Consider the following 26719-nt stretch of genomic DNA (forward strand, 5'->3'; position numbering starts at 1 on the left):
GCGCGGGACGCGGATGCTCTGTATTCGTTGTTATCACTTCAGCCGCGAAAAATGTGATTCTCCATATACTTTTGAGCGTCAGCGCACGCCCGGCATGTGCAGATTGCTATCATTTTTGTTTATTGTTGCTACCGCAAATATCCGAGCAGTTTGTGGTGCCTCCGTGCTGCGCCTGAAACCGGTTGCAATCGCAACCCTATGATGACAGCCCCGATGCAGCTGGCCAAAAGCACGAAAGAGCCCGCCCGCTACCACCCGTAGCCCTGCGTTCATTGCCGCCCCCGCCCTTTGGCTGCCACCCATGGCCAGGCACTGCGGCGCACTGCTCTTTCGCATCACTACATTCCGCATTTCCGCACCCTGCGTTACGCCTTGCTCTGCCGGGCGGTGCAGCGGCGCGGGGTGCTTTGCCTTTGGTCTGGATACTCTCGTGCTTGCCTTTTTGACCCGTTTTTTCCCCGTGTGGGCCGCCTTGATGGCTGTTGTTGCCTACGCAGCGCCGTCGGCATTTCTGGGCTTCAAGCCCCATATCGCCCAATTGTTGATGTTGATCATGTTTGCCATGGGCGTGACCTTGCGGGTGAGCGATTTCACCCGCGTGCTGCAGCGGCCCGCACCGATTGCGGCGGGCCTGTTTCTGCACTACCTCATCATGCCGCTGGCCGCATGGCTGATTGCCAAGTCCTTGCAGATGCCGCCCGAGCTGACGGCCGGGATGGTGCTGGTGGGCAGCGTGGCAAGCGGCACTTCATCCAATGTGATGATTTTTCTCTCCAAGGGCGATGTGGCGCTGTCAGTCACCATCAGCGCGCTTTCCACCCTGGTGGGCATTGTGGCTACGCCTCTGCTCGCACGCCTTTATATTTCGGCATCGATCGATGTGCCGGTGAGCGCGCTGCTCATGGAGATTGCGCAGATTGTGCTGCTGCCCATTGGCCTGGGCCTGGTGCTCAACCATTTCTGGCATGCGCAGATCAAACGTGTCGAGCGTCTGTTGCCGCTGGTGTCGATGGTGGCCATTTTGCTGGTGCTCTCGACGGTGGTGGCACTCAGCCGCGACCGCATTGCCACCGTGGGTGGCGTGGTGGTTGCCGGGGTGATTGCACACAACCTGATCGGTTACCTGGGCGGCTACTGGGGCGGGCGCCTGCTGGGTTTTGACAAATCGGTGTGCCGCACGCTGGCCATTGAGGTGGGCATGCAGAATTCCGGCCTGGCAGCCAGCCTGGGGGCCAAGTTCTTCAGCCCCATGGCTGCGCTGCCGGGCGCCATTTTCTCGGTGTGGCACAACATTTCGGGCTCGCTCCTGGCGGGCTACTGGTCGAGCCGCCCCACCGGCACGGCCAATGACCATGTGCGGCGCGAAGACGTGGCCCTACACTGATTGGACCCGGAATTCTGTATAAGAAGTACTTCTGACGCAGAGCTGATAAGCGCTATCCGCTATCAAATCAGGAATCTTCACCAGCGCCAGCAGCCTCGCCTTCACCTGGGTCATCGCCCATCGCGGCCAGCATGTGCCCCGTGCGGCTGCGGGCCGTGGCAACCAGGGCGCTGATCGCCTGGGTTTCGGGCAGGTTCTTCCAGTAGCGGCGCGGCATTTCACGCAGCATGGCCTGCTCCTTGAGGCGCGCGGGGTTGAAGGTGGATTGGTAGTAGGCAAGCCAGAGCGCCTCGCCCGCATCGGGCCCGGGCGCCTGGGCAGCCGTGGCGCCGGGCGCCCATTGCAGGGCGTGCAGATCCCACAGCACGCTGCAATCAGGGCTGAGAATGGCCCAGCGCATATTGGTAAAGCGCCGCATGAAAAAGCCCGAGGCTGCGCGCACGATGTGGTGCTCCGGCTCGAACCAGGCCACGTGCAGCGGCTCGCCGCTCGCATCCTGCGCGGGCCGAAAGCGCACAAATGCGTGCATTTTGTGGATTTCGCGCCCCACGGCATGGGCCAGGCGCTCCAGATCGCGCCAGTCGGCATCCAGCGCGTCGCCTGCCAGTTGGGGCATGCGCTGCACGCGCCACAGCCAGCGGTAGCACAGCGCAAAGCGCGCCGGGTTGCGGTGGCAGCAGGCATCGCGCAGCACGGCCAGTTGTGCCTTGCGGATATGCACGGGCCGGCCAGGGGCTGGCACCAGGAGATCCAGTGCATCAGGTGTCAGCACCCGGTCTTGCGCAGAAGAGAGTTTGCCGTCGGCAAACAGGTCGCCTTCTGCAGCGCGAGTGGCCAGCGTGTCGTTCCACCGCCAGTGAACGCCGTCAGGTGCAGCGCCCAGGGCCAGCAATGCCCGCGCCGCTTGCCGAAAGCCCGCAAAATCATCGGGCGCGTCCAGCAGCACGCTCAGCGCCTGCCCGCTCTCTGCTCCATATGGCGCGGCCCGCATGCTCAGAACAGCGCCATCTGGCCCGCAGCGGTCAGGTGCATGCCGCTGTGCCTGCGCTGCACGGCGCCCTGCGCCATCTGCGCAATCAACTGTTCGCGCAATTGGGCGCTCTCCAGGGCCCCGGGGCGGGGGTGGTAATCGGCCAATTCCACAAAGGCCAGCACCTTGGCGCTGGCCACATGCAGTTGCTGCAGATCGGCCAGGCGCAGGCTGCGCACGCTCCGCGCGGCCAGCAGGCGCTCCACGCTGCGCCCACCCAGGCCGGGCACGCGCAGCAGCCATTCCTTAGGCGCGCGGTTCAGGTTGATGGGGAAATGCTGGCGGTGCGCCAGCGCCCAGGCCAGCTTGGGGTCGATTTCCAGATCCAGCATGCCAGTGGCGCCGGGGGCGATGATCTCTTCGTGCGCAAAGCCATAAAAGCGCATCAGCCAGTCCGCCTGGTACAGGCGGTGTTCGCGGATCAGGGGCGGCGCCTGCAGCGGCAGGTCGGCTGACGCATTCGGTATGGGACTGAACGCCGAGTAGTACACGCGGCGCAGCCGGTGGCCGGTATAGAGCGCGCTGCTGGTGCGCAGTATGACGGCATCGCTTGCGCCATCAGCCCCCACGATCATCTGCGTGCTTTGCCCACCCGGCGCATACCGCGCAGGCCTGGCGCGGCGCGCACGCTGCGCGCCGGGCAGCGACACGGGCTTTTGGGCGGCGTGCGCCTGGCCCTCCTGCCTTGCCTCGTCGATATGTCTGGCGACATCGCCCATGGCCGATGCGATGCCGGAAGCGCTTTTTTCGGGGGCGAGCTGCTGAAGGCCTTGCGAGGTAGGCAGCTCGATATTGATGCTCAGGCGGTCTGCATGGCGCCCGGCGAGCGCCAGCAGTTGGGGGTCTGCATCAGGAATGGTCTTGAGGTGGATGTAGCCGCGAAAATCATGGTCTTCTCGCAGGCTGCGTGCTACTTCCACCAGCTGCTCCATGGTGTAATTGGACGACTGGATGATGCCGCTGGAAAGAAACAGCCCCTCGATGCAGTTGCGGCGGTAGAAATCCAGGGTGAGCGCCACCACTTCGGCCGCCGTGAACCGTGCCCGCTGCACATTGGAGCTTTTGCGGTTGATGCAGTAGCGGCAGTCGTAGATGCAGAAGTTAGTGAGCAGTATCTTGAGCAGCGACACGCAGCGGCCATCTGGCGTGTAACTGTGGCAGATGCCCATGCCTTCTGCCGACCCCATGCCCTTGCCACCCAGCGAGTCGCGCCCCTTGACGCCGCTGGATGCACAGCTGGCGTCGTACTTGGCAGCGTCTGCCAGAATGCGGAGCTTGGCGATGGTTTGCATAGAATACTGTAAATAACAACAGTATTTTATCAAAACCCGGTTGCTACGCAGCAAAGCTGCCCGTGAATAGCCGAATATAGATAAATCAGTCTTCAGCGCTTTGCTGAATTGCGCCCATTGCTATCAAATTGATAGATAAATTACCAATCCCGGGCCCCCCATCGCACCATCACGCACACCACCACTCAGGCCGCCAGTTGGCGAATGCGCTGCTCCCGCCTGGATGGATCATCAGCGCCATCGCCATTGCCAAATAGCCTGTCAAACCACTTTCTCTCGTCCAGCTGCCGCACGTCCATCAGATGCAGATCAGCCGCTGTTTCGGTGCGTGGCAGCAGTACCAGGGCCTCGGTGCCGCGCTGCCACACGGTGTTGGGCAGGTCCTGCATGTGGGCAGCGGAGTGCGGCTCTTGCAGCACGGGCGGGCCAAAACGCTGCTGCACATCGGCCAGCAAGGGGCCGATGGGGACGTCCTTGTATTCCACCGTGATGCTGTCCACCGCCCTGTCGCCCTGTGCGCGCAACTGCGACTCGGTAAAGAGCGGCGCCTCACCCGCTCGCAAGGGACGGATGATGCCAGCGGGCATCTGCTCGGCCACGATGCTGAGCCTTTGATACGGTAAGCCCAGTACATTGCCGTACAGGCCCCATGCGGCTTCTGCCAGCGCCTGGGCGGTTTCCACCGTCGCTGCCTTGCCTGCGGGCCACGTGGCCAGCACCAGTGCCACGGCCCTGGCCCAATCGGGCTCGCCTGCCTTGGCGCGCGCCTGCAGTCTGGCAGCTGCAGAAGCGGCTGCTGGCGATGGTGCCTGGGGATCGGCTACGCCCAGTGCAGCCAGTGCCGCGAGCCACAGGCGGTCTCGCAATTGGCTGGCCTGCATGTCAAGGCCCCAATCCGGCACCACGGCCAGCGCAGGCTGCGCCGTCAGTGCCAGCACCACCGGCAAACCCAGGCACAGTGGCGGCGCCCACTCGGAGCCGTCGGCAGTCTTGCGTGGCAGGGTGAAAAATTGATCGCTGGCCAAGTCTGGCGCCAGGGCGCCACCGCCTTGCGCAGGAGTGCGCGACGCGGCGCCCTCGCTCTCTTTCTGGCAGGCTGCCAGTGCCGGCAACAGGAGCATGCAGCTACTCCATGCCAGCCAGCGCCTGCGTGTCGATGGTTGTATTTGCATTGCCGCGCATTGTAGGGGCCGGTTAAGCGCGCGACAGCATGCGCGGTGCGAAACCACGCGCAGCACCCACAATGCTCCTGCCTGCAGCCCCCATGTGCAAAGCACGCAATGTGCGCACCGTGTGCGGTGCATGCAGGCGATTCACCATACGAGGAGACTGCCCATGCCCCGATTCCGCTTTTCCCTGCTGGCCGCTGCGCTGGCCGGCCAGATGCTCACCGCCCCCGCCTTTGCGCAGGACAAGCCCACTGTGCAGTTCATCGCCACAGGCGGCACGATTGCGATGAAGATCGACCCGGTGAAGAACGCGCCTGTTCCTGCGATTTCGGGTGACGACCTGCTCGCCACCGTACCTGACGTGGGCAAGTACGCGCAGATTCAGGTGAACAACCTCTCGAACGTGCCATCCGACTATATGGACCCGGCGCGCTGGGTGGAACTGACGGCCGCCGTGCAGGCAGCCCTTGCCAAGCCCGAGGTGGCGGGCGTCATCGTCTCGCACGGCACCGACACACTGGAGGAGACCGCCTTCTGGCTGGATGTGACCGTGCAGTCGCCCAAGCCCATCGTGCTGATCGGCGCGCAGCGCAATGCTTCGGTGTCTGATTTTGATGGCCCGCGCAACCTGCTCAACGCCGTGCGCATTGCGGTCGACCCACAATCGCAGAACAAGGGCGCCATGCTGGCCATGAACAACCAGATCAACGCTGCCCGGTATGTGACCAAGACGCACACCGCGAATGTGGAGACTTTCCGCTCTGGTGAATACGGTTTTCTGGGCGAGGTCTACCCCGACCGCGTGGTCTACGGCAACGCGCCCGTGCGCCGCCAGCACATTGCCATTGCGGCGCAGACCATGCCCGAGGTGGAAATCTTCCCCATGTATGGCGGCGCCAACGGCGAAGCGTTGCGACAGGCGGTGGATCGGGGTGTCAAAGGCATCGTCATCGACGCGCTGGGCATGGGCAACATGAACGTGCCCATGCTGAATGCCGCCAAGTACGCCATGGGCAAGGGCGTGCCCGTGGTCGTCACCACCCGCGTGCACAATGGCCGCGTGATGCCCAGCTACGGCTTTGAAGGCGGCGGCAAAACCTCGTACGACGCAGGCGCCATCATGGCCGGTGACCTGAAGGCGCCCAAGGCGCGCATTCTGCTGATGCTGGCTCTGCAATCGGGCCTGAAGGAGCGCGCCCAGCTGCAGGCGCTGTTTGACAAGTAGGCTGGCCCGGCAGTCTCCCCGCTCCTGCCCCGCTCACGTCTGCGCTGGCCGGGCGGGTCATTTGCTGGCTGTTTGGGCCAGCTGGGCAGCTCTCAGCGGCTGTAATCCACCGGGTCGCGGTAGGCCGCCTCGTCATGCATGGCCCAGTAGGCGTCCTGCAGCCGCTGGGTGACGGGGCCAGGGAAACCGGTGAGCGCCACCCCGTCGATCTTGGAGATGGGCATGATGCCACCGGCCGTGGAGGTGATGAACACCTCGTCTGCCGTGCGAAGCGCCTCCTGCGTCACCGGCTGGGCATACGCGGTAATGCCCAGGCGCTGGCACAGCTCCAGCGCCGTCTGGCGCGATATCCCCATCAGAACGCCGCGCGCCGGAGTGCTCACCACCCCGTTCTTGACCATGAAGAGGTTGAAGCCGGGCCCTTCGGCAATGCAGCCCGCGCCATCCACCACGCAACTGGTGTCATGCCCGCCGTCGTAGGCATCGAACAGCGACTGCACCAAATCGAGCCAGTGGTAGTTCTTGACCGTGGGATCCACCGACTCGGGGGCAATGCGCACACGCTGGCTGATGTGCAGGTCCAGGCCCTGCTTCTGCTTTTCGGGGCTGGCAATCCATACGTACGGCAGGGCATACGCATAGAAGCGGTTTTCGGCCAGACGCGGATCGCGCACCCCCTTGGGCGCCACTCCGCGCGTACACACCATGCCCACATAGGCGCTTTGCAGGCCAGCGGCGCGCACGCAGCCGTGCAGGATGGCGCGCACCTGCGCCTTGTCGTACGGAATCTGCATGCGCAGCGCCTGCATGCTGGCAAAGAACCGGTCAATATGCGCATCCAGCCGAAAGAAAGCGCCCTGCCACACGCCCACCACGTCATAGGTCACATCCGAACGGGTAAAGCCCCAATCGAACAGCGAAACCTTGGCTTCGGACAGCCGCACATAGGCACCGTCGGCAAAGGCGCAACCGCCGTCCAGGCTGGCGGCGGCAGGCGGGGTGGGAAGCGTCATGGCAGACCTCATGAAGTGAACACGGCAAACGCCCAGCTTAGGCCCGGCTGCATGGCATGGCTGTCGCCTTGGGTGCACCAGGGCCTGGGAGTGCAACCATGCTTGGGAAATATCAGAAAAGGTAGCTGGTACTAACTGCCGCGCGCGCCATACATTTTTATCTCAGAAGCATCACTACTCCGCCGTCGCACCCGACTGCTTGACGGCCTTGCCCCATTCCACCATCTCGCTCGCAACAAAGCGGTCCATCTCGGCAGGCGTGGTGGGCGTAGGTTCCGACCCACGGTCGCGGATGAACTTCTGCATATCGGCACTGCGCAGGATGGCCACGGTTTCCTCGTTCAGCCTGTCGACCACCGCCTGCGGCGTGCCTTTGGGAGCCATCAGGCCCAGCCAGCCCACGGCTTCGAAACCCTTGAACTCGGGCAAGCCCGATTCGGCGATCGTAGGTACCTCCGGCAACTGGCTTGACCGCGTTGCCGATGTCACCCCCAGCGGCACGGCCTTGCCCGCCTGGATATTGGCAAGTGCGGCGGTGACGGAGTCCACCATCAGCGGCACCTGGTTGCCCAGAAAATCGGCCTGCGCCGGGCCGCTCCCCTTGTAGGGAATGTGCTCCAGCTGCAATTTGGCGCGCGCCTTCACCATTTCCGCGCTCAGGTGCTGGGTGCCCCCAATGCCTGCACTGGCGTAGCTGAGCTTGCCCGGCTCGGCACGGGCCCTAACCACAAGGTCATTCATGGTTTTAATGCCAGTGGCCGGGTTGGCCAGAAAGACCAAGGGTACCTTGGCAACCAGGGTGATGCCGACCAGATCGACACGCGGATCAAAGTTCACCTTTTTGTACAGCGTCTGGTTTACTGCCATTGCGCTGCCGGCCACCAGCAGGGTGTAGCCGTCTGGGGCGCTGCGCACCACCTGCTCGGTACCGATATTGCTGCCGGCACCGGCCTTGTTTTCCACCACCAGCGGCTGGCCGAGGTTCTGACCCAGCTTCTCCGCAAGAGCTCGGGCGAAGATATCGGTTGCCTGGCCAGGCGGAAACGGCACGATGAGCTTGATGGGTTTGTCCGGATAGGCCGCCAATGCGGGCGAGGCGCCCACCGCCAGCGTGGCAATGGCAAGCAGGGATGCAGAGGGGCGCAGGCGCGCAAGGGCGGTGGGCTTTTTCATGGTGCGTGTCTCCAGTGGCCAATAGGCGAGGAAGGCCGCATCCCAATGTCTGGGCAACAGAGAGAGGAAATGCAGCGGTATGCTCGAAACGACCCTGATCTTCGCCGATCCTCTGCACTCGCACCCAAGAGTCCTGTCTCTTAGATAACGACAGGCACCCTATCTGTACCATGTCTTTGTCTGCCGCAGAGGATGGATCAATCGAAAATTGACCAGCAGCGTGTTTCCGCCATGTGCAAAATGCTGTTGTTTGGGTGTTGGACGCTGGTCGTATCCCGGATGGGTTCTTTGGGCACCACTTAGGGCGCCCGACCAGCGCTACGGCAACAAGTGAAAAACCGTGAATGGGTGCCTCAGCAACAACTGCCTGGCCAGTGAATCTCCTGAGCCAGCCAAGCGGACTTGTTACCTCAGGGGGCACTCAAAGAGGAGCGGGCGTCATGACGGCCTGCAAGCTCAGACCCGCTGGTGACAACGATCTTGAACTCGCCCACCGCGACGCGGTCACCGGCATACAGAACCTGTCGCTTGACGCGTACGCCGTTCACAAAGGTGCCGTTGGCGCTGTCGTGGTCTTCCACCGTCAGAATACCAAGGTAGTAGGTGAAGGCACCATGATCACGACTGACGCTTGGATCTTCCAGGACAATTCGGCAGCTTTGGCCTCGGCCGATCAACGTGCTTCCCTTTCCCAGCGTGAGGGAGCCTGGAGAAACCCGGGAACGTGAACTGATCTGGATTTTAGGAAGCACGTTAAACCTCTATCAAAAAATCAAAGCCAATAGCATGGCCCCAGAGGTGCTAACACGTTCAGATAAATAGACCTGCGGTCGAATACGGAGCCTGAGATGTATGGAAAGTGCAAAAGCACAACAGGCGGGCCACGTAGCACCAAAGGTCGCGTTGGCAACTCTTCAATAAGAAACTGAACGTAATTGTCCGACAATCCGCTGGTTTTGATTGAGAACAATAGCAAACCTGCCCACCTGAAGGCTTGCGTCGCCTCCGTGGAAAAGTGTCTTGTTTCAATAAAGGCGACATGTCGGTCCAACGCATCGCCAGCCATCAGCAACCGCTGTCGGATTTCCGACTAACGCGAGGACAGGAACTACGACACGCCAGCCCGGACCACCTTCGCTCTGGTACCTGATCTCGGGCACGGTGCCTTTGGCCTAGCAAACACCCTCCTGCGGCATGTGATGTCGCTGTCCGGCCCTACCCTGTGCAGTAGTCGTGCACCTCACGCGCGGGAAAAAACCGCCCAGCATCTGATCCAGATGCTGCCGATGCATACCAAGCGGGCGCATAACTATCAACTAACAAAATAAAGGGGCAGCTTCGTCTGCCTTTTTGACATGGATTCCGGCATTTGCTTGCTGGTGGCAAAGATGTGAAGAGCCCTGTCCATTCCTGCAGCCATGGCGATGCCTTCATCCGGGGAGGCGCAGAGATGGATAGGAACTTCAATGTCCGCCACGGTTGGCGCTCTTTTCCTATTGAGGATTCGGTGTCTGCCGCACCCTACACGACGCCCAATAAAAAGTTGGCTGCAATCCTTTCCACTTTGGCTCTGCTAATACCACCCTTGACACATCGTTGCTTCGTATTCGAGGGCTCCTAGCCGGGGGCCCAGCGTTGTCGCGTGTCTGTGCTCCCTGCGGCTTCACCTGGCGCGGCCCACCGCCTTGCCTCATCCGTAAACCCATGATTTGCTGGGTTGTGTTCGCGGCTCTCAGCGCTCCAGTGGCGCGAAAACCCAATTAGTTTATTCAATAAATGCCATATTCACAGGGTCAGATGGGGTTTTTTCAAAAATAAACATCCATAAAAATAAATCAACTCAATCAAAGAAATTGATTTAATTACATAAACTAATTAATAATATTGGAATATTTCATTGGCCGTATAAATAAGGTTTGATCTACTATTTGATAGATCTCATAAATCGACGTTGAATTTTCGTTTTCAAAACGATGCCAAAATTACAATTTCATTGATTAATACCAAATGCTCAATGGAATTATTCAGTGAGTGAATATTTCTAATTACATTAGAAATTATAAATTCTTAACACTTCTTATCGAGAAGATAAACTGGTCAAATTGGTAGTGAATGAGTAGCCTCAGGTTTTCAATAGAAGCAATGAGCCCCGCCAACATAATTACTCTGCAGCGGGCGTTTCAATTCTAAATTGAATTCCTCCAGGAATCTTGAAATTGCATAATCAAGCAGCCCTCTAATTTCCTGCTTTGAAAATTATGCATCCACGCCCTTTCTTCAACCTTTTCTCAATTCAATTTCTCATATGCTCAGAAAAACTCTACCTGGATTCCTTTTATTATCAGTTTTAGCCAGCGCAGCATCTGCCCAAAGCATCGGAATTGAACTGCGCGAGAGATACAGCGGTGCAGCTGGTATGGCACCTAGCGCCACGGCACCGAAAACCGATCAGGACAACCCAACAACCCCATATATGGCCGTTGCCTTTCAGCAAGATGATACTGTCCAGTACCATATTCGCTTCAAGAATACTGACAGTGCAAATGCGATTCCAGCCAATTCTGGTGCAAGTGCAACCTTCAATATTGATGCCAATATGACCAATGCGACGATTCTGGGCGCGTTCGATGAGAACTATATGTCCTCCTCATGCGCAAACAATCTCAGCATCACCAATAACACGGTTACAGCCACCCTCGTTGGCAGCCTGACGGGTACAAGCAGTCGTTGCACTGTGGTAGTGGAAGCGAAAGCCACCAACCTGACCCCATCTCTGGGCGTGAACAACACGGTCACTCTAAATCCCAATGGCATTGCAACGGGAAGCAATCCAACCAGCTTGGGCGTAACAACGATCGTCTCCAAACCTCCTGCAGGCATCTGCTCCGTCAACAATCTCTATGCAGTTGCGCGCCGCAGCAACATCATCATGCGGTTGGATCTCTCCACACAACCCCCTACCTTTTCCCCATTTGACACTTTTCAAACTCCAGATTATGTAAATGGGCTTGGCGTCACCAGATCGGGGATATTTTATGGCGTTTCTCAATACGAACTCAAGCCAGGCGTGAGTGGAAAGGCAGTCTATTCATATAATCCACAAACGCGAGCCACGACTGCATTCCCGTTTACAGACAGCAGCGTGACGGGTGATTTTCTAGGTGGAGCCATCAGAAGCGATGGCATATTCTTCATGGCCCATGTTTCCGTTCCAAATGCGGATGGAACGGCCACACTTCCCATCTATGCCTTCAATACCAACAACAATACCTATATTGGCCGTGTCGCCAATCTAACCCTCAACCTCCCGGCAGGAAGTGATCTCGCGCGATCTGGAAAAAATGGGGATATCACCTTCGATTCGGCAGGCAATCTTTATTACACCACCGAATACACGCTCACCACAGACACCACAACCAGCAAAGGAATGCTGTATCAGTTTGATGGCCCTCTGCCGTCTACTGCTGGCACCCCCACGCCTACATTGACTTCGGGAAGAATTGTTACAACCTTTGCTGGTGTTGCACCACCCAATGGAGCAGCCTTTTCCAGTGACGGCAACCTGGTTCTGAACAGCGGCGTGAATGCAGCCGGCCAGAACATGGAGACCGTCGTGGATCCTCACACGGGAGCCGTTCTTTCCCAACCGCTGTTCGACTTCGGGGGACGTAGCTGGGTGGACCTGGCCTCTTGCATTTTGCCGGGCACCTTATCGGCAACAACCAAGTTCGCCAATCGCGCCAATCCGACAGATGATTTCCAGGTGACCTTGAATCCCCCTGCAGGAGGCGGACAGGCGCTTCAAGCGCAAACCAGCGCAGGCCAGCCCCAAGCCAGCACGACGGAGGCCATTGGCAACGCCGGTGGGATGTACACCCTGACCCAGACTCGATTGGACAGCGGCACCAGCAGCTACACCACGGTTTGTCAATGCGTGGACACCTTGAACAACAACATGCAGGTGGCATCTGGCGTGGGAACAACGATCAACTATCAGTACCCCAACCCATCGGCAAACCATGCCGTTGAATGCACCTTTGTCAATAGCACCACACCAGCTGCCACACCCTTCCAGGACAGCGGCAGCAGTGTGGAAGGCATTCCCAGGACTGTGGTTCCCAACATCCGCACCAACGACTTTGTCAGTGGCACTCCAGCCACCGCCAGCAATTCGACCATCTCTCTGGGCACAGACCCATCCACCCTCGCCGCCACGGCTGCAGGTATTACCGTGAATCCCAGCAATGGCGCTGTCAATACTTCGGCAACGACCCCTGCGGGCACCTACCAGTTGACCTACCAACTCTGCCTTCAAGCTGACCCTACCGTATGCAATACCGCAACCATCACTGTGGTGGTTGCTCCACCGGGTTCCGCTGCCGTAGATCCCCAGCCCGATACCGGCACAGCGCCCGCTGGAACTGCCAGTACACCGATTGCCGATATTCGCGTCAATGACACGCTCAATGGCCAGCCAGCCACCGCAGCCAACTCAACCATCACGGTGGGTACGGATAGCGACACGCAAACGGCTACAACCCACGGAGTGGTCCTCGACCCAGCCACAGGCAAAGTCACTACAACGACCCAGACACCTGTCGGTACCTACACGCTGACCTACACCCTGTGCGACTCCGCCAATCCGACGGTCTGCCAGGTGACAACTGTCACGGTGACCGTGACAACCGCTGGAGCCAGCGCAACCCCTGTCCCTTCACTGTCCGAAACTGGATTGCTCATTCTTGCCTCCATGTTCGGGCTGTTGGGCTGGCAACAGTCGCGCCGCCGTCAACACCCATAACTGGTGCGTTCGATAGAAGGAAGGAGCATTGATGCCCATGAACCTGCCAATTCAATCCGCCTTTAAGGGCGGTTGCTGAAACATGGCCTGAGTTCGGAGTTGTGCCGAACTCAGATCGTTCCATATCGAATCCATGCTCCATTCTTCCTGATATGGAAGCCATGTATCTGCGTAACGGCCTCCAAAATTCAGAGTCTCATTCGAGAAAATTGATTCAATAAATACTCTTTATTGAATAATGTATTTTTACTTATAAAAGAGGTGAATTATTTAAGGATTTTATAAGTACTTGCTTAAGTATTATTAAACATCAAGAAAAAGATTTAGGACACCAAACGATCGCTAATAAACTATTGTTGAATTTGACAAATCTTCGTCAAAAAATAGTGATGCATACTCGAACCCATACCTTAAACTGATAATACTTCAATCCGATACGATCGCAGGCCCCACACCCTCTCACTTGATAATCAACAGAACTGAATATTATGTATACCAAGGCTAATACTCGATTTTATATAGGCATCACCATAGCAGCAATTGGTTTTGCTCGATTGTTCTACTTGGGATCGCTATGGGTTTCAGAAAAAATTTAAGCATAGCGAGCTCTAAAAAATGATAAAAATATTTCAATCAAGATCGAATTATAAAACACCACTATTTTTTGCAAACATCCCTGCTCATTGGCCGTAGTTCGCCGAATCAATATGAAAAACTTTATGCTTCACAGTTTTTTAAAAAGGAAGCAAAAGTTATTAATCTGGATTGGTAGCCGAATCGAAGAAAATAGAAACGATGGAACTAAACAGAAACAGGTCTATTTGCCTCTGGTTGGATTTGCATGAAATGCTTTGCATTACTTTGTGGCATGTTGCAGCCCCTGAGAAAGCGCGAAAAATTCGCACCTTTGGGCCTCGAAGAAAAATAAATGCATATAATCGTTTAACCAAGGAGCGGCAGATGCTATTGCTTATTCTTGAAGAAATAGGCATTTGCCCCATCACCTTTCAAGATCAATGCTTTACCAAATTATGCAGACGTTATACAATAGAAACAGCACACAAAGCACTTTCCGAGTTGTATGGTCGATGTGCATTTAGTTCCGCATACCTGATAAGACCAAAACTAGAGCGATGGCTGCTTGAGCGTGCGAGAATTCATAAATTACATACTCAGATTTTCTCGGCATAATGTTTATTCCTCACATGAATCAATTAAAAATAGTTTCACGCAAACAATAAGAGATCAATTCAGAAGATTTATGTTTCATTTAAAAATATTCTTGAAAAGACATAGATTTTAAAATCGCAAATGCAGATATTGCATAAACAGAGTCAGTAGTTGTGGATTTTCAAGAAGATTTTCAGTTATTAATATCGATAGATAATTTATAAAGTTAAACAAATATAAAACCGACTAATTACATTTACATGAAAAAAGGCAGCTTTCAAGCTGCCTTTTTTTGAGAACGTGACCCGTCCTGAATTGGGTTGACACCTTTCTGAAGAACAGAAAGGAAAGTCAAATGGAACAGTGGGTTAAGAGAACGCAACGGGACTACACGCTGGCTTTTAAACTCGCAGTAGTCGATCAAGTAGAAAGAGGTGAGCTGACCTACCGGCAGGCCCATGAGCGGTACGGAATCCAGGGCGCCTCAACTGTACTGGTGTGGCTTCGCAAGCACGGACGGCAGGACTGGAAAGCTGCATCATCAAGGGGCAAAGGATTACAGAAGATGCCTGAATCGCCCAAGCTGCTGACTCCAGAGCAGCGCATCAAGGAGCTGGAAGTGCAGCTGAAAGAAGCCCGCGAGAAAGCGGCCTTCTTTGAAGCGGTAGTGAACGTGCTCAAGCGCGACTACGGAGTCCAAGTCACAAAAAAGCCTGCGGGCAAGTCCTCACGCAAAAGCTCGTCAAAGGGTTAAGCGTCACGAGGGCTTGCCGCTACATGGGAATCAGCCGCCAAGCGCACTACAAGCGCCTGGTCTGCCAGCGTGCACGCAGCGAGCGGGACAAGGCGGTGGTGGAGTTGGCCAGTGAAGAGAGGCGCCATCAGCCACGCATTGGCACGCGCAAACTGCTGCACTTGCTCAAGCCGCCGCTTGAACAGGCGGGAATCCAGATCGGGCGCGATGCACTGTTCATTGTCCTGCGCCAAGCACGCATGCTGGTACTGCCACGGCATGCGTACCACAAGACCACCAATAGCCATCATCACTACCGCAGGCACCCCAATCTACTCAAGGAGGGCCCGACCAAAACAGTGGCAAGTGGTTGTGAGCAGCTATGGGTCGCTGACATCACGTATCTACCCACCAAGGAGAAGACTGCCTATCTGAGCCTGGTGACCGATGCCTACTCGCGCAAGATCGTGGGCTGGCACGTGCACGATAGTCTGGAGACCAAGCAGGTCAGCCAAGCGTTGAAAATGGCACTGCGTCAGCGGCGAACAGATCAGCCGCTCGTACACCACTCTGATAGAGGTGTTCAGTACTGCTCGGCTCAATACCAGCGCATCCATGCACGCAACCGCATCACCTGCTCCATGACCGATGGCTACGATTGCTACCAAAACGCTCTGGCTGAGCGGGTCAATGGAATCCTCAAGATGGAATACTTGTTGCAACGACCTGCCGATCTCTCGCAAGCCCGCACCATGGTGGGCGAATCGGTACGGCTGTACAACGAGCGTCGGCCGCACCTGTCCCTAAAATACAAAACGCCCGATGCAGTACATCGGGCGTCTCTCGCCAACCAGCTTGGGCTGGAGATTAGTCGCGAATAGGTGTCAACCTATGACAGGACGAGTCAACGTCCAGAGACTTATTTCCGTGCGGGAGGAACGTCCGTGCAGGTGCCGTGCGCCACTTCTGCCGCCATGCCGATGCTTTCGCCCAGCGTGGGGTGCGGGTGGATGGTCTTGCCGATGTCCACGGTGTCAGCCCCCATTTCGATGGCCAGGGCGATTTCACCGATCATGTCGCCAGCGTGCGTGCCGACGATGCCGCCGCCCAGAATCCTGCCGTGGCCATGGGCCTCTGGCGAATCATCGAACAGCAGTTTGGTGAAGCCTTCGTCACGGCCATTGGCAATGGCGCGACCTGAAGCTGCCCAGGGGAACAGTCCCTTCTTGACCTTGATGCCTTGCGCCTTGGCCTGGTCTTCGGTCAGACCCACCCATGCCACTTCGGGGTCGGTATAGGCCACGCTCGGGATCACGCGGGCATTGAAGGCGGCCGAGGCCAGCTCCTTGTTGCCCTGCAGTTCACCGGCGATGACTTCGGCAGCCACGTGCGCTTCATGTACGGCCTTGTGTGCCAGCATGGGCTGGCCCACGATGTCGCCGATCGCAAAGATGTTGGGCACATTAGTGCGCATCTGGATGTCGACATTGATGAAACCCCGGTCGGTGACGGACACGCCAGCGGCTTCGGCGCCGATCTTCTTGCCATTGGGCGTGCGGCCCACGGCCTGCAGCACCAGGTCGTACACCTGGGGCTCGGGCACGGTGACGCCATCCTTGGCGGGCTCGAAGCTGACCTTGATGCCTTCGGGCGTGGCTTCGGCACCCACGGTCTTGGTATTGACCATGATGTTGTCAAAGCGCGGCGCATTCATCTTCTGCCAGACCTTGACCAGATCGCGGTCGGCGCCCTGCATCAGGCCGTCCATCATTTCCACCACATCCAGGCGTGCGCCCAGCGTGCTGTAGACGGTACCCATTTCCAGGCCGATGATGCCGCCGCCCAGGATCAGCATGCGCTTGGGCACGCTCTTCAAGGCCAGCGCGCCGGTCGAGTCGACAATGCGCTCGTCCTTGGGCAGGAAAGGCAGATGCACGGCCTCGGAGCCCGCTGCGATGATGGCCTTCTTGAACTGCACGACCTTCTTGGCGCCGGTCTTCTCCTGGCCGTCGCCCGAGGTTTCCTGCACTTCGATGTGGTTGGCACTCACGAAGTTGCCATAGCCGCGCACGATGGTGACCTTGCGCATCTTGGCCATGCCTGCGAGACCGCCGGTCAGCTTGCCGATCACCTTTTCCTTGTGGCCACGCAAGGTGTCGATGTTGACCTTGGGGGCGCCGCCGTAGTCGATGCCCAGCGCCGCGAGGTGGCTGACCTCGTCCATGACTGCGGCCACGTGCAGCAGCGCCTTGGAAGGGATACAGCCCACGTTCAAGCACACGCCGCCCAGCGTCTTGTAGCGCTCAACCAGCACGACCTTGAGGCCCAGGTCGGCCGCGCGGAAAGCGGCAGAGTAGCCGCCAGGGCCACCGCCCAGCACCACCACGTCGCAGTCTTCGTCGACCTGGCCGCTGTAGTTGCTTGCTATTGGAGCAGGAGCAGCAGGCGCTTGCGCTGCGGGCGCCGGCGCCTGTTGTGGTACAGATTCTGCGGGCGCAGCAGGGGCGGCACTGGGCGCAGGGGCCGATGCGGCGCCCTCCGCTGCTTCGAGCGACAGGATCACCGAGCCTTCGGCCACCTTGTCGCCGATCTTGACTTTGAGTTCCTTGACCACGCCAGCATGGCTCGACGGGATTTCCATCGAGGCCTTGTCGGACTCCACGGTGATCAGCGACTGGTCCTTGGCGACGGTATCGCCAGGCTTGACCAGCAGCTCGATCACGCCCACTTCAGCGAAATCACCAATGTCGGGGACTTTGATATCTACGATTGCCATAGTGTGCGTCTCCGATTACAGGATGATGCGGCGGTAATCCGCCAGCACCTGACCCAGATAGGCATTGAAGCGTGCAGCAGAAGCACCGTCGATGACACGGTGGTCGTACGACAGCGACAGCGGCAGCATCAGACGCGGCACGAACTGCTTGCCGTCCCACACCGGCTTGATGGCCGATTTGGACAGGCCCAGGATGGCCACTTCCGGCGCATTCACGATAGGTGTGAAGTGCGTGCCGCCAATGCCGCCCAGCGACGAGATGGAGATGCAGCCGCCTTGCATGTCGGCAGCGCCCAGCTTGCCGTCGCGCGCCTTCTTGGCCAGCTCGCCCATTTCTGCGCTGATCTGGATGATGCCCTTCTTGTCAGCATCCTTGAGCACCGGCACGACCAGGCCATTGGGCGTGTCAGCGGCAAAGCCGATGTTGAAGTACTGCTTGTAGACGAGCGTGTCGCCATCCAGGCTGGTGTTGAACTCAGGGAATTTCTTGAGTGCGGCAACCAGCGCCTTGATGACGAAGGCCAGCATGGTGACCTTGACGCCGCTCTTCTCGTTCTCCTTGTTGGTGGAGACGCGGAAGGCTTCGAGCTCGGTGATGTCCGCTTCGTCGTTGTTGGTGACGTGCGGGATCATGACCCAGTTGCGGTGCAGGTTGGCGCCCGAGATTTTCTTGATGCGCGACAAGTCCTTGCGCTCCACGGCGCCGAACTTGCTGAAATCCACCTTCGGCCATGGCAGCAGATCCATACCCACGCCAGAGCCACCGGCCGGTGCCTTGGCGGCCTGGGCCTTGGTCTGCACGGCGCCGGTCATCACCTGCTTGGTGAAGTTCTGCACGTCGTCCGCAGTGATGCGCCCCTTGTTGCCCGAACCCTTGACCTCTTCCAGCGGTACGCCCAGTTCGCGCGCAAACTTGCGCACCGAAGGCGATGCGTACGGCAGGCTGCCCGTAGGCGCCACGGTCGGATTGTGTGCGGGCACAGCAGCGGCAGGTGCGGCGCTTGCGGGCGCTGCCTGCGAGGATGCCGGAGCCGCTGCGGGCGCTTCTGCTTTAGGAGCGGCCTGCGCAGGTGCTGCAGCAGCTGCCGTATTGCCTTCCAGAACCGCCACCAGATCGCCCACATTGACCTTGTCGCCGATCTTGATCTTGAGCTCCTTGACCACGCCAGCGGCGGGCGACGGAATTTCCATCGAAGCCTTGTCGGACTCCACGGTGAAGAGCGATTGCTCCTTGGTGACGGTGTCGCCCACCTTCACCAGCAGCTCGATCACGGCCACATCCTTGAAGTCGCCAATGTCGGGAACATTGACGTTGATGGGGCCGGACGCAGCAGGTGCTGCTGCGGGTGCGAGGGCCGGTGCGGCCTGCGCAGGTGCCGCGACCGGAGCCTGGGCTGCAGGGGCGGCCGCGGCGGGAGCGGGTGCTGCAGCGCCATCGGCTGCTTCCATCTTGATGATGACCGAGCCTTCGGCAACCTTGTCGCCGATCTTGACGAGAATTTCCTTGACCACGCCTGCGTGGCTGGACGGAATCTCCATCGAGGCCTTGTCGGACTCGACGGTGATCAGCGACTGGTCCTTGGCGACGGTGTCGCCAGGTTTGACGAGCAGCTCGATCACGCCCACTTCTGCAAAGTCACCAATATCGGGAACTTGAATGTCAATCAATGCCATTGTGCTGTCTCCTGCTGGCTTTAAGCGTAGAGCGGGTTGATCTTGTCGGCGTTGATGCCGTACTTGGCAATCGCATCGGCCACCTTCTGTGCAGGCAGCTTGCCTTCATCGGCCAGCGCCTTCAGGGCTGCCACGACGATGTAGTGGCGGTCGATTTCGAAGTGCTCGCGCAGCTTGCGACGGAAGTCCGAGCGGCCAAAGCCGTCGGTGCCCAGCACCTTGTAGGTGCGGCCAGCGGGAACGAACGGACGGATCTGCTCGGCATACGACTTCATGTAGTCGGTCGAAGCAATCACGGGGCCCGTGCTGCCTGCCAGCTCTGCCGTCACGAAAGCCACCTTGGGCGCTTCGGTCGGGTGCAGCATGTTCCAGCGCTCGGCATCCTGGCCGTCGCGGGTGAGCTCGTTGAACGATGGGCAGCTCCACACGTCGGCGGCAATGCCCCAGTCCTGCGCCAGCAGTTCCTGGGCGAAGAAGGATTCACGCAGGATGGTGCCCGAGCCCAGCAACTGCACGCGCTGCTCGCCCTTGCCACCCGACTTGCACAGGTACATGCCCTTGAGGATCTTTTCCTCGGTGCCGGGCGTCAGGCCTGGCATGGCGTAGTTTTCGTTCAGCAGCGTCAGGTAGTAGAAGACGTTTTCCTGGTTCTGCACCATGCGGCGCAGGCCATCCTGCATGATCACGGCCACTTCGTGGGCGAAGGTCGGGTCGTAGCTGATGCAGTTGGGAATGGTGCCTGCCAGGATGTGGCTGTGGCCGTCTTCGTGCTGCAGGCCTTCGCCGTTCAGCGTGGTGCGTCCCGAGGTGCCGCCCAGCAGGAAGCCGCGCGCCTGCAGATCGCCCGCAGCCCAGGCCAGATCGCCAATGCGCTGGAATCCGAACATCGAGTAGTAGATGTAGAACGGAATCATGATGCGGTTGCTGTGGCTGTAGCTGGTTGCCGCTGCAATCCAGCTGGACATGCCACCCGCTTCGTTGATGCCTTCCTGCAGGATCTGGCCCTTGGTGTCTTCCTTGTAGTACATCACCTGGTCCTTGTCGACCGGGGTGTACTGCTGGCCATGTGGGTTGTAGATACCGATCTGGCGGAACAGGCCTTCCATACCAAAGGTACGGGCCTCGTCCACCAGGATGGGCACCACGCGGGGGCCGACTTCCTTGTCACGCAGCAGTTGCGTGAGGAAACGCACATAGGCCTGGGTGGTCGAGATTTCGCGGCCTTCCGGCGTAGGCTCCAGCACGGCCTTGAAGGTGTCGAGCGAAGGCACGGTGAACTGCTCGTCGGCCTTGGCGCGGCGCTGGGGCAGGTAACCGCCCAGTGCCTTGCGGCGCTCGTGCAGGTACTTCATTTCCGGCGTGTCGTCGGCCGGCTTGTAGAACGGCAGATCGGCGATCTGGCTGTCTGGAATCGGGATGTTGAAACGGTCGCGGAAGGCCTTGATGTCCTCGTCAGCCAGCTTCTTGGTCTGGTGGACATTGTTCTTGCCTTCGCCAACCTTGCCCATGCCAAAGCCCTTGACGGTCTTGACCAGCAGCACGGTAGGCTGACCCTGGTGGTTCTGTGCTGCGTGGAAGGCCGCGTAGACCTTTTGGGAATCATGGCCGCCGCGCTGCAGGTTCCAGATCTCGTCGTCACTCATATGCTCGACCATCTTCAGCGTGCGTGGGTCGCGGCCAAAGAAGTTCTTGCGGACGTAGGCGCCGTCGTTGGCCTTGAAGGCCTGGTAGTCGCCATCGTTGCACTCCATCATGATCTTGCGCAGCGCGCCATCGTGATCCTTGGCAAGCAAGCTATCCCAGCCCTTGCCCCAGATCAGCTTGACGACGTTCCAGCCGGCGCCACGGAATTCGCCTTCCAGCTCCTGGATGATCTTGCCGTTGCCACGCACAGGGCCGTCAAGGCGCTGCAGGTTGCAGTTGATGACGAAAACGAGGTTGTCCAGGTTTTCACGTGCAGCCAGGCCGATTGCGCCCAGGGATTCGACTTCGTCCATTTCGCCGTCGCCGCAGAACACCCAGACCTTGCGGTTTTCGGTATTGGCAATGCCACGGGCGTGCAGGTACTTCAGGAAACGTGCCTGGTAGATCGCCATCAGCGGGCCCAGGCCCATCGAGACGGTGGGGAACTGCCAGAAATCAGGCATCAGCTTGGGGTGCGGATAGCTGGAGAGGCCCTTGCCGTCCACTTCTTGGCGGAAGTTCAGCAGCTGCTCTTCGGAAATGCGGCCTTCCAGATAGGCGCGTGCATAGATGCCGGGCGAGACGTGGCCCTGGATGTAGAGGCAGTCGCCGCCATGGTTTTCGCTCTCGGCATGCCAGAAATGGTTGAAGCCGGCACCAAACATGCTGGCCAGCGATGCGAAGGAGCCGATGTGGCCGCCCAGGTCACCACCTTCGGGAGGGTGGATGCGGTTGGCCTTGACGACCATGGCCATGGCGTTCCAGCGCATGTAGGCGCGCAGGCGCTGTTCGATCTCGAGATTGCCGGGGCTGCGGGCCTCCTGCTCGGGCTCGATGGTGTTGACGTAGCCGGTATTGGCAGAAAACGGCAGATCCACGCTGTTCTGGCGTGCATGTTCCAGCAGTTGTTCAATCAGGGAGTGGGCGTATTCCGCGCCTTCGCGATCGATCACTGCGGACAGCGCATCCATCCACTCGCGGGTTTCTAGGTTGTCGGTTCGGGTGGTGCCGTTGACTGGCTTTTGTTCGGATGGCTCGGACATGCTAGGCGTCTCCTTATTGACTGAACTGCTACGAATGACTGTGCCAGAGTTTCTCACATTTTTTGAGTATTTCAAATAGCGGTCTTCGTTTTTATATTATGAAAAAATGCTGCAAACGCACAATTGACGGGCGTTTGCGCTGGCACAGGTACCACGATACGCCAGTTTCAGACGGTGGTTTGGCTCCCCCTCGTCTACACTCTGGGCCATGAATCCGAATGAGAGTTCCGTCGCCGAAACGGAAAACAGCCGCCCCAGCCTGGTCCAGATGTGGCGCACCTGGTGGAAGGGTTTGTCGCCTGCGCGACAGGATCGCTATGCATCGATTGCCCCGTTGGTGGCGGTCGTGATGTTTTTCATCGCCATCGTTGCAGCCTTCTGGTACCTGCGTATCGAGGAGTTCGAGCGTGAGCGCGAATCCATGCGCCGCGATGTGGAATACGCCCAGCAGCGCATTCGCCTGCGCCTGTCCGAGCGGCAGGAGCAATTGATGCGTCTGGCGCGCGACGTGGGCAACCAGGACATCGACAAGAACGGCTTCAATGATCGCGCCGACACCATGATCAGCCAGTACGCCGAGCTGCAGGCGCTGAGCTGGCTGGATGCCAAGCGCCAGGTGCGCGCGACGCAGTTTGGGCCGAGCGTGGCCTCCGAAGACCTGCTGACCGTGGATGAAGTCATCAGCAAGAAGGAGCTGGTCGACCTGTTCGACATGGCGCGCGACCTGCAGCAGCCGGTGTACTCGCAGCCGCTGTCTACCAAAGGCACCTCGCCCATGCTGCTGCTGGAAGTGCCCATCAGCCAAAAGGGGCGCTTTGGCGGCGTGCTGCTGGCGGAGTTTTCCATCGACAACCTGCTGCGCTACGCCACGCCCACGGAAGTACTGGCGCGCTACGCCGTCACGCTCAAAGACGGCAACGGCACCACCATTGCCGGCACCCCGCTCGCCCCACGCGCGGCAGCCCAGCGCCTGCTGCCCTGGCGCGCCGTGCCCAATGAATACGAGATACCCATCGCCCCGGTGGGCAACAGCCTCAAGCTCCGTGCCCAGGCCTACCATACCTCGCTAGGCCTGGTCAGCAACGGCCTGTTCTGGCTCGTGGGCGTGCTCAGCTTCATGACGGCCTGGCTGCTGCTGGCCACCTGGCGACACACACGCAAGCGCATCCGCACGCAGGAAGCGCTGCAGGGCGAGACCAATTTCCGCCGCGCGATGGAAAACAGCGTGCTGACCGGCATGCGCGCGCTCGATCTGCAGGGCCGCATCACCTACGTGAACGCCGCGTTCTGCCAGATGACCGGCTGGAGCGAGGGCGAGCTGGTGGGCAAGATGCCACCCTACCCCTACTGGCCCGAAGGCGACCAGAGCACCTACCACGACATGCTGATCGACGAGATGAGCGGCAAGGTCTTTCCCGGAGGCTTTCAGATGCGTGTGCGGCGCAAGAACGGCTCCATGTTCGAGGCGCGCCTCTATGTATCTCCGCTGATCGACGGCCACGGCCGCCAGACGGGCTGGATGACCTCGATGACCGACATCACCGAGCCCAACCGCATCCGTGAGCAGCTGTCCGCATCCTACGAGCGCTTCACCATCGTGCTCGAAGCGCTGGACGCTTCCGTCTCCGTTGCACCATTAGGCAGTGCAGAGCTGCTGTTTGCCAACAAGCTCTACCGGCAATGGTTCGGCTCGCAGACCGTGGGCCACCTGCAGCTGGTGGCGCAGGCCGGTGTGCTGCCCAGCAACAACCAGGCATCTACCAGCCTGGACGATGAGGACGGCCTGATGGGCCTGCCCAGCGACGAGATCACCACCGCCGTGGCGGGCAACGCGGAAATCTACATTCCAGAGCTGGGCAAGTGGCTGGAGGTGCGCTCGCGCTACCTCAACTGGGTGGACGGACGCCTGGCCCAGATGGTGATTGCCACCGACATCACCCAGCGCCGCCTGGCCGAGGAACAGGCCTCTCGCCAGGCCGAGAAAGCTGCTACCGTCAGCCGCCTGGTGACCATGGGCGAGATGGCTTCCAGCGTGGCGCACGAGCTGAACCAGCCGCTGTCGGCCATCAGCAACTACTGCAGCGGCATGGTCTCGCGTATCAAGAACGGCACGCTCAGCGAAGAGGCCCTGCTGGGCGCGTTGGAAAAGACGGCCCACCAGGCGCAACGCGCCGGCCAGGTGATCCACCGCATCCGTGCGTTCGTCAAGCGCAGCGAGCCCAACCACGAACTCGCCGATGTGGCGGAAATCGTCAGCGAGGCGGTAGAGCTCGGCTCCATCGAACTCAAGCGCCACAACGTGCGCCTGTCGCACCATGTGGCGGCGCGCCTGCCCCAGATCCGGGTGGACAGCATCCTGATCGAACAGGTGCTGATCAATCTGATGAAGAACGGCGCCGAATCGATTGCCAATGCAGGCCGCCCGCCACACCAGCGCATGGTGGAATTGCGGGTGGTGCCCCGCAAGATTGGCGATGCGGATGTGATAGAGTTTTCTGTTCAAGATACGGGGCGCGGCCTGTCACCCGAGGTTCTCGACAGATTGTTTCAGGCTTTCTTCTCTACCAAGAGCGAAGGCATGGGCATTGGCCTGAATCTTTGCCGTTCGATTGTGGAATCGCACCATGGCCGGATGCAGGCCGATAACATCTACAATGGCAACGAGGTGACGGGTTGTAAGTTCAGCTTCTGGATTCCGGTGGCCCGTGCTGCTGAATCTGCTGAATCGCCGGCGCGACAGCAATACTGATAGAAGGAATTGTGCATGAGCTTGATCCCGAAGAAGGGCACGGTATACGTGGTGGATGACGACGAGGCAGTTCGTGATTCGCTGCAATGGCTGCTGGAGGGCAAGGACTACCGCGTACGTTGCTTTGACTCTGCCGAGTCGTTCCTGGCGCGCTACGACCCACGCGAAGTGGCCTGTCTGATCGTGGATATCCGCATGGGCGGCATGAGCGGCCTGGAACTGCAGGATCGCCTCATCGAAAACAAATCCCCGCTGCCAGTCGTCTTCATCACCGGCCACGGCGATGTGCCGATGGCTGTGGACACGATGAAAAAAGGCGCCATGGACTTCATCCAGAAGCCCTTTGACGAAGCCCATCTGGACTCCCTGGTCGAGCGCATGCTGGACAAGGCCCGCGACTCGTTCGCAGGCCACCAGCAGGCCGCAAGCCGCGATGCCCTGTTGGCCAAGCTCACCAGCCGCGAATCGCAAGTGCTGGAGCGCATCGTGGCCGGGCGCCTGAACAAGCAGATCGCCGACGATCTGGGCATCAGCATCAAGACCGTTGAGGCGCACCGCGCCAACATCATGGAAAAGCTGGGCGCCAATACCGTCGCCGACCTGCTCAAGATTGCACTGGGATCGCAAGCGCCAGCCAAGGCATCGTGATAAATTAGCGGCCTTCCCGCTCGGACAAAGAACTACGGTTTTTATAGCTATATGCGCTTGTACCGCCTGCGGTACGGCGCATTTTCTTTTGGCATTTTGAATTCAGACATGACCGCTCAACTGATCGATGGCAAGGCCCTCTCCCAACAACTGCGTGCTGATGTGAAGGCGCGCGCCGACAAGCTCAAAGCTCGGGGGGTCGTGCCCGGCCTCGCCGTCATCCTGGTGGGCGACAACCAGGCCAGCCAGGTCTATGTACGCAACAAGGTCAAGTCCTGCGAGGAGTGCGGCTTTCACTCTGTACTGGAAAAGTACGATGCCAGCATGACCGAGGCCGAGCTGCTCGCCCGCGTCGAAGCGCTCAACAATGACCCAAGCATCCACGGCATCCTGGTGCAGTTGCCCCTGCCCAAGCACATCGACGACCACAAGGTGATCGAAGCCATCTCGCCCAAGAAGGATGTGGACGGCTTTCACGTAGCCAGCGCCGGTGCACTGATGGTGGGCGAAGTCGGCTTCAAGGCCTGCACACCCTATGGCTGCATGAAGATGCTCGAATCCATTGGCATGAAAGACCTGCGCGGCAAGCACGCCGTGGTCATCGGCCGCTCCAACATCGTGGGCAAGCCCATGGCCATGATGCTGCTGGCTGCCAATGCCACGGTCACCATCACCCACAGCGGCACCGCCGACCTCGCGGCCATGACACGCCAGGCCGACATCGTGGTTGCCGCCGTAGGCAAGGTGGGCGTGCTGACCGCCGACATGGTCAAGCCCGGCGCCGTGGTCATCGACGTGGGCATGAACCGCGATGCCGATGGCAAGCTGTGTGGCGACGTTGATTTTGACGGTGTCAAGGAAGTGGCGGGCTACATCACCCCCGTGCCCGGCGGTGTGGGCCCAATGACCATCACCATGCTCATGGTCAACACGCTGGAGTCGGCCGAGCGCGCCTGAGGCCTGCGCAAGGACCGGGCGGGTACCCGCCACAGGCCTGTCAAAAACTATTAAAACGATAGCTGCTGGCGTGCTCCCATTGCGCGCCAGCAGCTTTTTTCATGTTCAAATGGCTGGCAATGCCCCGTTCGCCAGCAGTAGTTCAGATATTGCGCCAATAATGCATTGATTGCAGGGCAATACGCCCCATCTAACCAGC

Annotated in this window: 17 protein-coding genes; 7 read left to right on the plus strand and 10 right to left on the minus strand. The window is 59.1% G+C overall.

The features are described 5' to 3' along the window. Positions 1-430: 430 nt before the first annotated feature. Positions 431-1384 carry a ketopantoate/pantoate/pantothenate transporter PanS gene (gene panS / locus LAD35_RS10045; RefSeq protein ID WP_224152523.1) on the plus strand — a complete coding sequence of 318 codons (954 nt, stop codon included), beginning with the start codon at positions 431-433 and terminating at the stop codon, positions 1382-1384. Positions 1385-1451: 67 nt separating this feature from the next. Here the strand turns inward: panS and LAD35_RS10050 are convergent, their stop codons facing one another. The 3 genes from LAD35_RS10050 to LAD35_RS10060 all read right to left on the minus strand — a co-directional run bounded on the left by LAD35_RS10050 (position 1452) and on the right by LAD35_RS10060 (position 4827). Further along, entirely contained in the window at positions 1452-2375 is a 924-nt protein-coding gene (locus LAD35_RS10050) for a TIGR03915 family putative DNA repair protein (protein WP_224152524.1), read from the minus strand. 2 nt (positions 2376-2377) lie between these two features. Continuing rightward, positions 2378-3706: a putative DNA modification/repair radical SAM protein gene (locus LAD35_RS10055; RefSeq protein WP_224152525.1), complete on the minus strand. Its 1329-nt coding sequence runs from the start codon at positions 3704-3706 to the stop codon at positions 2378-2380. 185 nt (positions 3707-3891) lie between these two features. Beyond that, positions 3892-4827, minus strand: a complete 936-nt coding sequence (locus LAD35_RS10060) for a hypothetical protein (RefSeq protein ID WP_224152526.1) — start codon at positions 4825-4827, stop codon at positions 3892-3894. A 214-nt stretch (positions 4828-5041) separates the two neighbouring features. Between LAD35_RS10060 and LAD35_RS10065 the strand changes: the two genes are divergently transcribed. Beyond that, positions 5042-6100 carry an asparaginase gene (locus LAD35_RS10065; RefSeq protein WP_377780244.1) on the plus strand — a complete coding sequence of 353 codons (1059 nt, stop codon included), beginning with the start codon at positions 5042-5044 and terminating at the stop codon, positions 6098-6100. 92 nt (positions 6101-6192) lie between these two features. On the opposite strand, the gene LAD35_RS10070 is transcribed toward LAD35_RS10065, so the two are convergent. The 4 genes from LAD35_RS10070 to LAD35_RS10085 form a co-directional block, all read right to left on the minus strand. After that, positions 6193-7113, minus strand: a complete 921-nt coding sequence (locus LAD35_RS10070) for an aminotransferase class IV (RefSeq protein WP_224152527.1) — start codon at positions 7111-7113, stop codon at positions 6193-6195. Positions 7114-7287: 174 nt separating this feature from the next. Beyond that, positions 7288-8286 (minus strand): tripartite tricarboxylate transporter substrate binding protein, encoded by a 999-nt coding sequence (locus LAD35_RS10075; RefSeq protein WP_224152528.1) that lies wholly within the window; start codon positions 8284-8286, stop codon positions 7288-7290. Between the two features lie 410 nt (positions 8287-8696). Then, positions 8697-9038 carry an FHA domain-containing protein gene (locus tag LAD35_RS10080; protein WP_224152529.1) on the minus strand — a complete coding sequence of 114 codons (342 nt, stop codon included), beginning with the start codon at positions 9036-9038 and terminating at the stop codon, positions 8697-8699. Positions 9039-9598: 560 nt separating this feature from the next. Then, positions 9599-9763, minus strand: a complete 165-nt coding sequence (locus LAD35_RS10085) for a hypothetical protein (protein ID WP_224152530.1) — start codon at positions 9761-9763, stop codon at positions 9599-9601. A gap of 828 nt (positions 9764-10591) precedes the next feature. On the opposite strand from LAD35_RS10085, the gene LAD35_RS10090 reads away from it, so the two are divergent. Both LAD35_RS10090 and LAD35_RS10095 read left to right on the plus strand, forming a co-directional pair. Continuing rightward, the gene (locus LAD35_RS10090; RefSeq protein WP_224152531.1) at positions 10592-13087 is read left to right on the plus strand and encodes an IPTL-CTERM sorting domain-containing protein; all 2496 of its coding nucleotides are present in this window, start codon (positions 10592-10594) and stop codon (positions 13085-13087) included. A 1525-nt stretch (positions 13088-14612) separates the two neighbouring features. Beyond that, a protein-coding gene (locus LAD35_RS10095) for an IS3 family transposase (protein WP_396022766.1) occupies positions 14613-15871 on the plus strand; the annotation gives its coding sequence in 2 pieces (ribosomal slippage) (positions 14613-14961 and positions 14961-15871; 1260 coding nt in all). A gap of 38 nt (positions 15872-15909) precedes the next feature. Here LAD35_RS10095 and lpdA read toward each other — a convergent pair. From lpdA to aceE, 3 genes are read right to left on the minus strand one after another with little or no spacing between them, the layout of a single operon-like run. Beyond that, on the minus strand, positions 15910-17766 hold the full coding sequence (gene lpdA / locus LAD35_RS10100) for a dihydrolipoyl dehydrogenase (protein WP_224152532.1): 1857 nt from the start codon (positions 17764-17766) through the stop codon (positions 15910-15912). 15 nt (positions 17767-17781) lie between these two features. Continuing rightward, the gene (gene aceF / locus LAD35_RS10105; RefSeq protein ID WP_224152533.1) at positions 17782-19440 is read right to left on the minus strand and encodes a dihydrolipoyllysine-residue acetyltransferase; all 1659 of its coding nucleotides are present in this window, start codon (positions 19438-19440) and stop codon (positions 17782-17784) included. A gap of 20 nt (positions 19441-19460) precedes the next feature. Next, entirely contained in the window at positions 19461-22166 is a 2706-nt protein-coding gene (gene aceE, locus LAD35_RS10110; protein WP_224152534.1) for a pyruvate dehydrogenase (acetyl-transferring), homodimeric type, read from the minus strand. A 208-nt stretch (positions 22167-22374) separates the two neighbouring features. Between aceE and LAD35_RS10115 the strand changes: the two genes are divergently transcribed. The 3 genes from LAD35_RS10115 to folD all read left to right on the plus strand — a co-directional run bounded on the left by LAD35_RS10115 (position 22375) and on the right by folD (position 26520). Beyond that, a complete protein-coding gene (locus LAD35_RS10115) occupies positions 22375-24915 on the plus strand; it encodes a PAS domain S-box protein (RefSeq protein WP_224152535.1) in 2541 nt (846 codons plus the stop codon). Between the two features lie 15 nt (positions 24916-24930). Next, entirely contained in the window at positions 24931-25563 is a 633-nt protein-coding gene (locus LAD35_RS10120; RefSeq protein ID WP_184709621.1) for a response regulator transcription factor, read from the plus strand. A gap of 108 nt (positions 25564-25671) precedes the next feature. Further along, positions 25672-26520 (plus strand): bifunctional methylenetetrahydrofolate dehydrogenase/methenyltetrahydrofolate cyclohydrolase FolD, encoded by an 849-nt coding sequence (folD, locus tag LAD35_RS10125; RefSeq protein WP_224152536.1) that lies wholly within the window; start codon positions 25672-25674, stop codon positions 26518-26520. Positions 26521-26719: the final 199 nt, after the last annotated feature.

The organism is Comamonas odontotermitis (genome assembly GCF_020080045.1).
Taxonomy (GTDB): domain Bacteria; phylum Pseudomonadota; class Gammaproteobacteria; order Burkholderiales; family Burkholderiaceae_C; genus Comamonas; species Comamonas odontotermitis.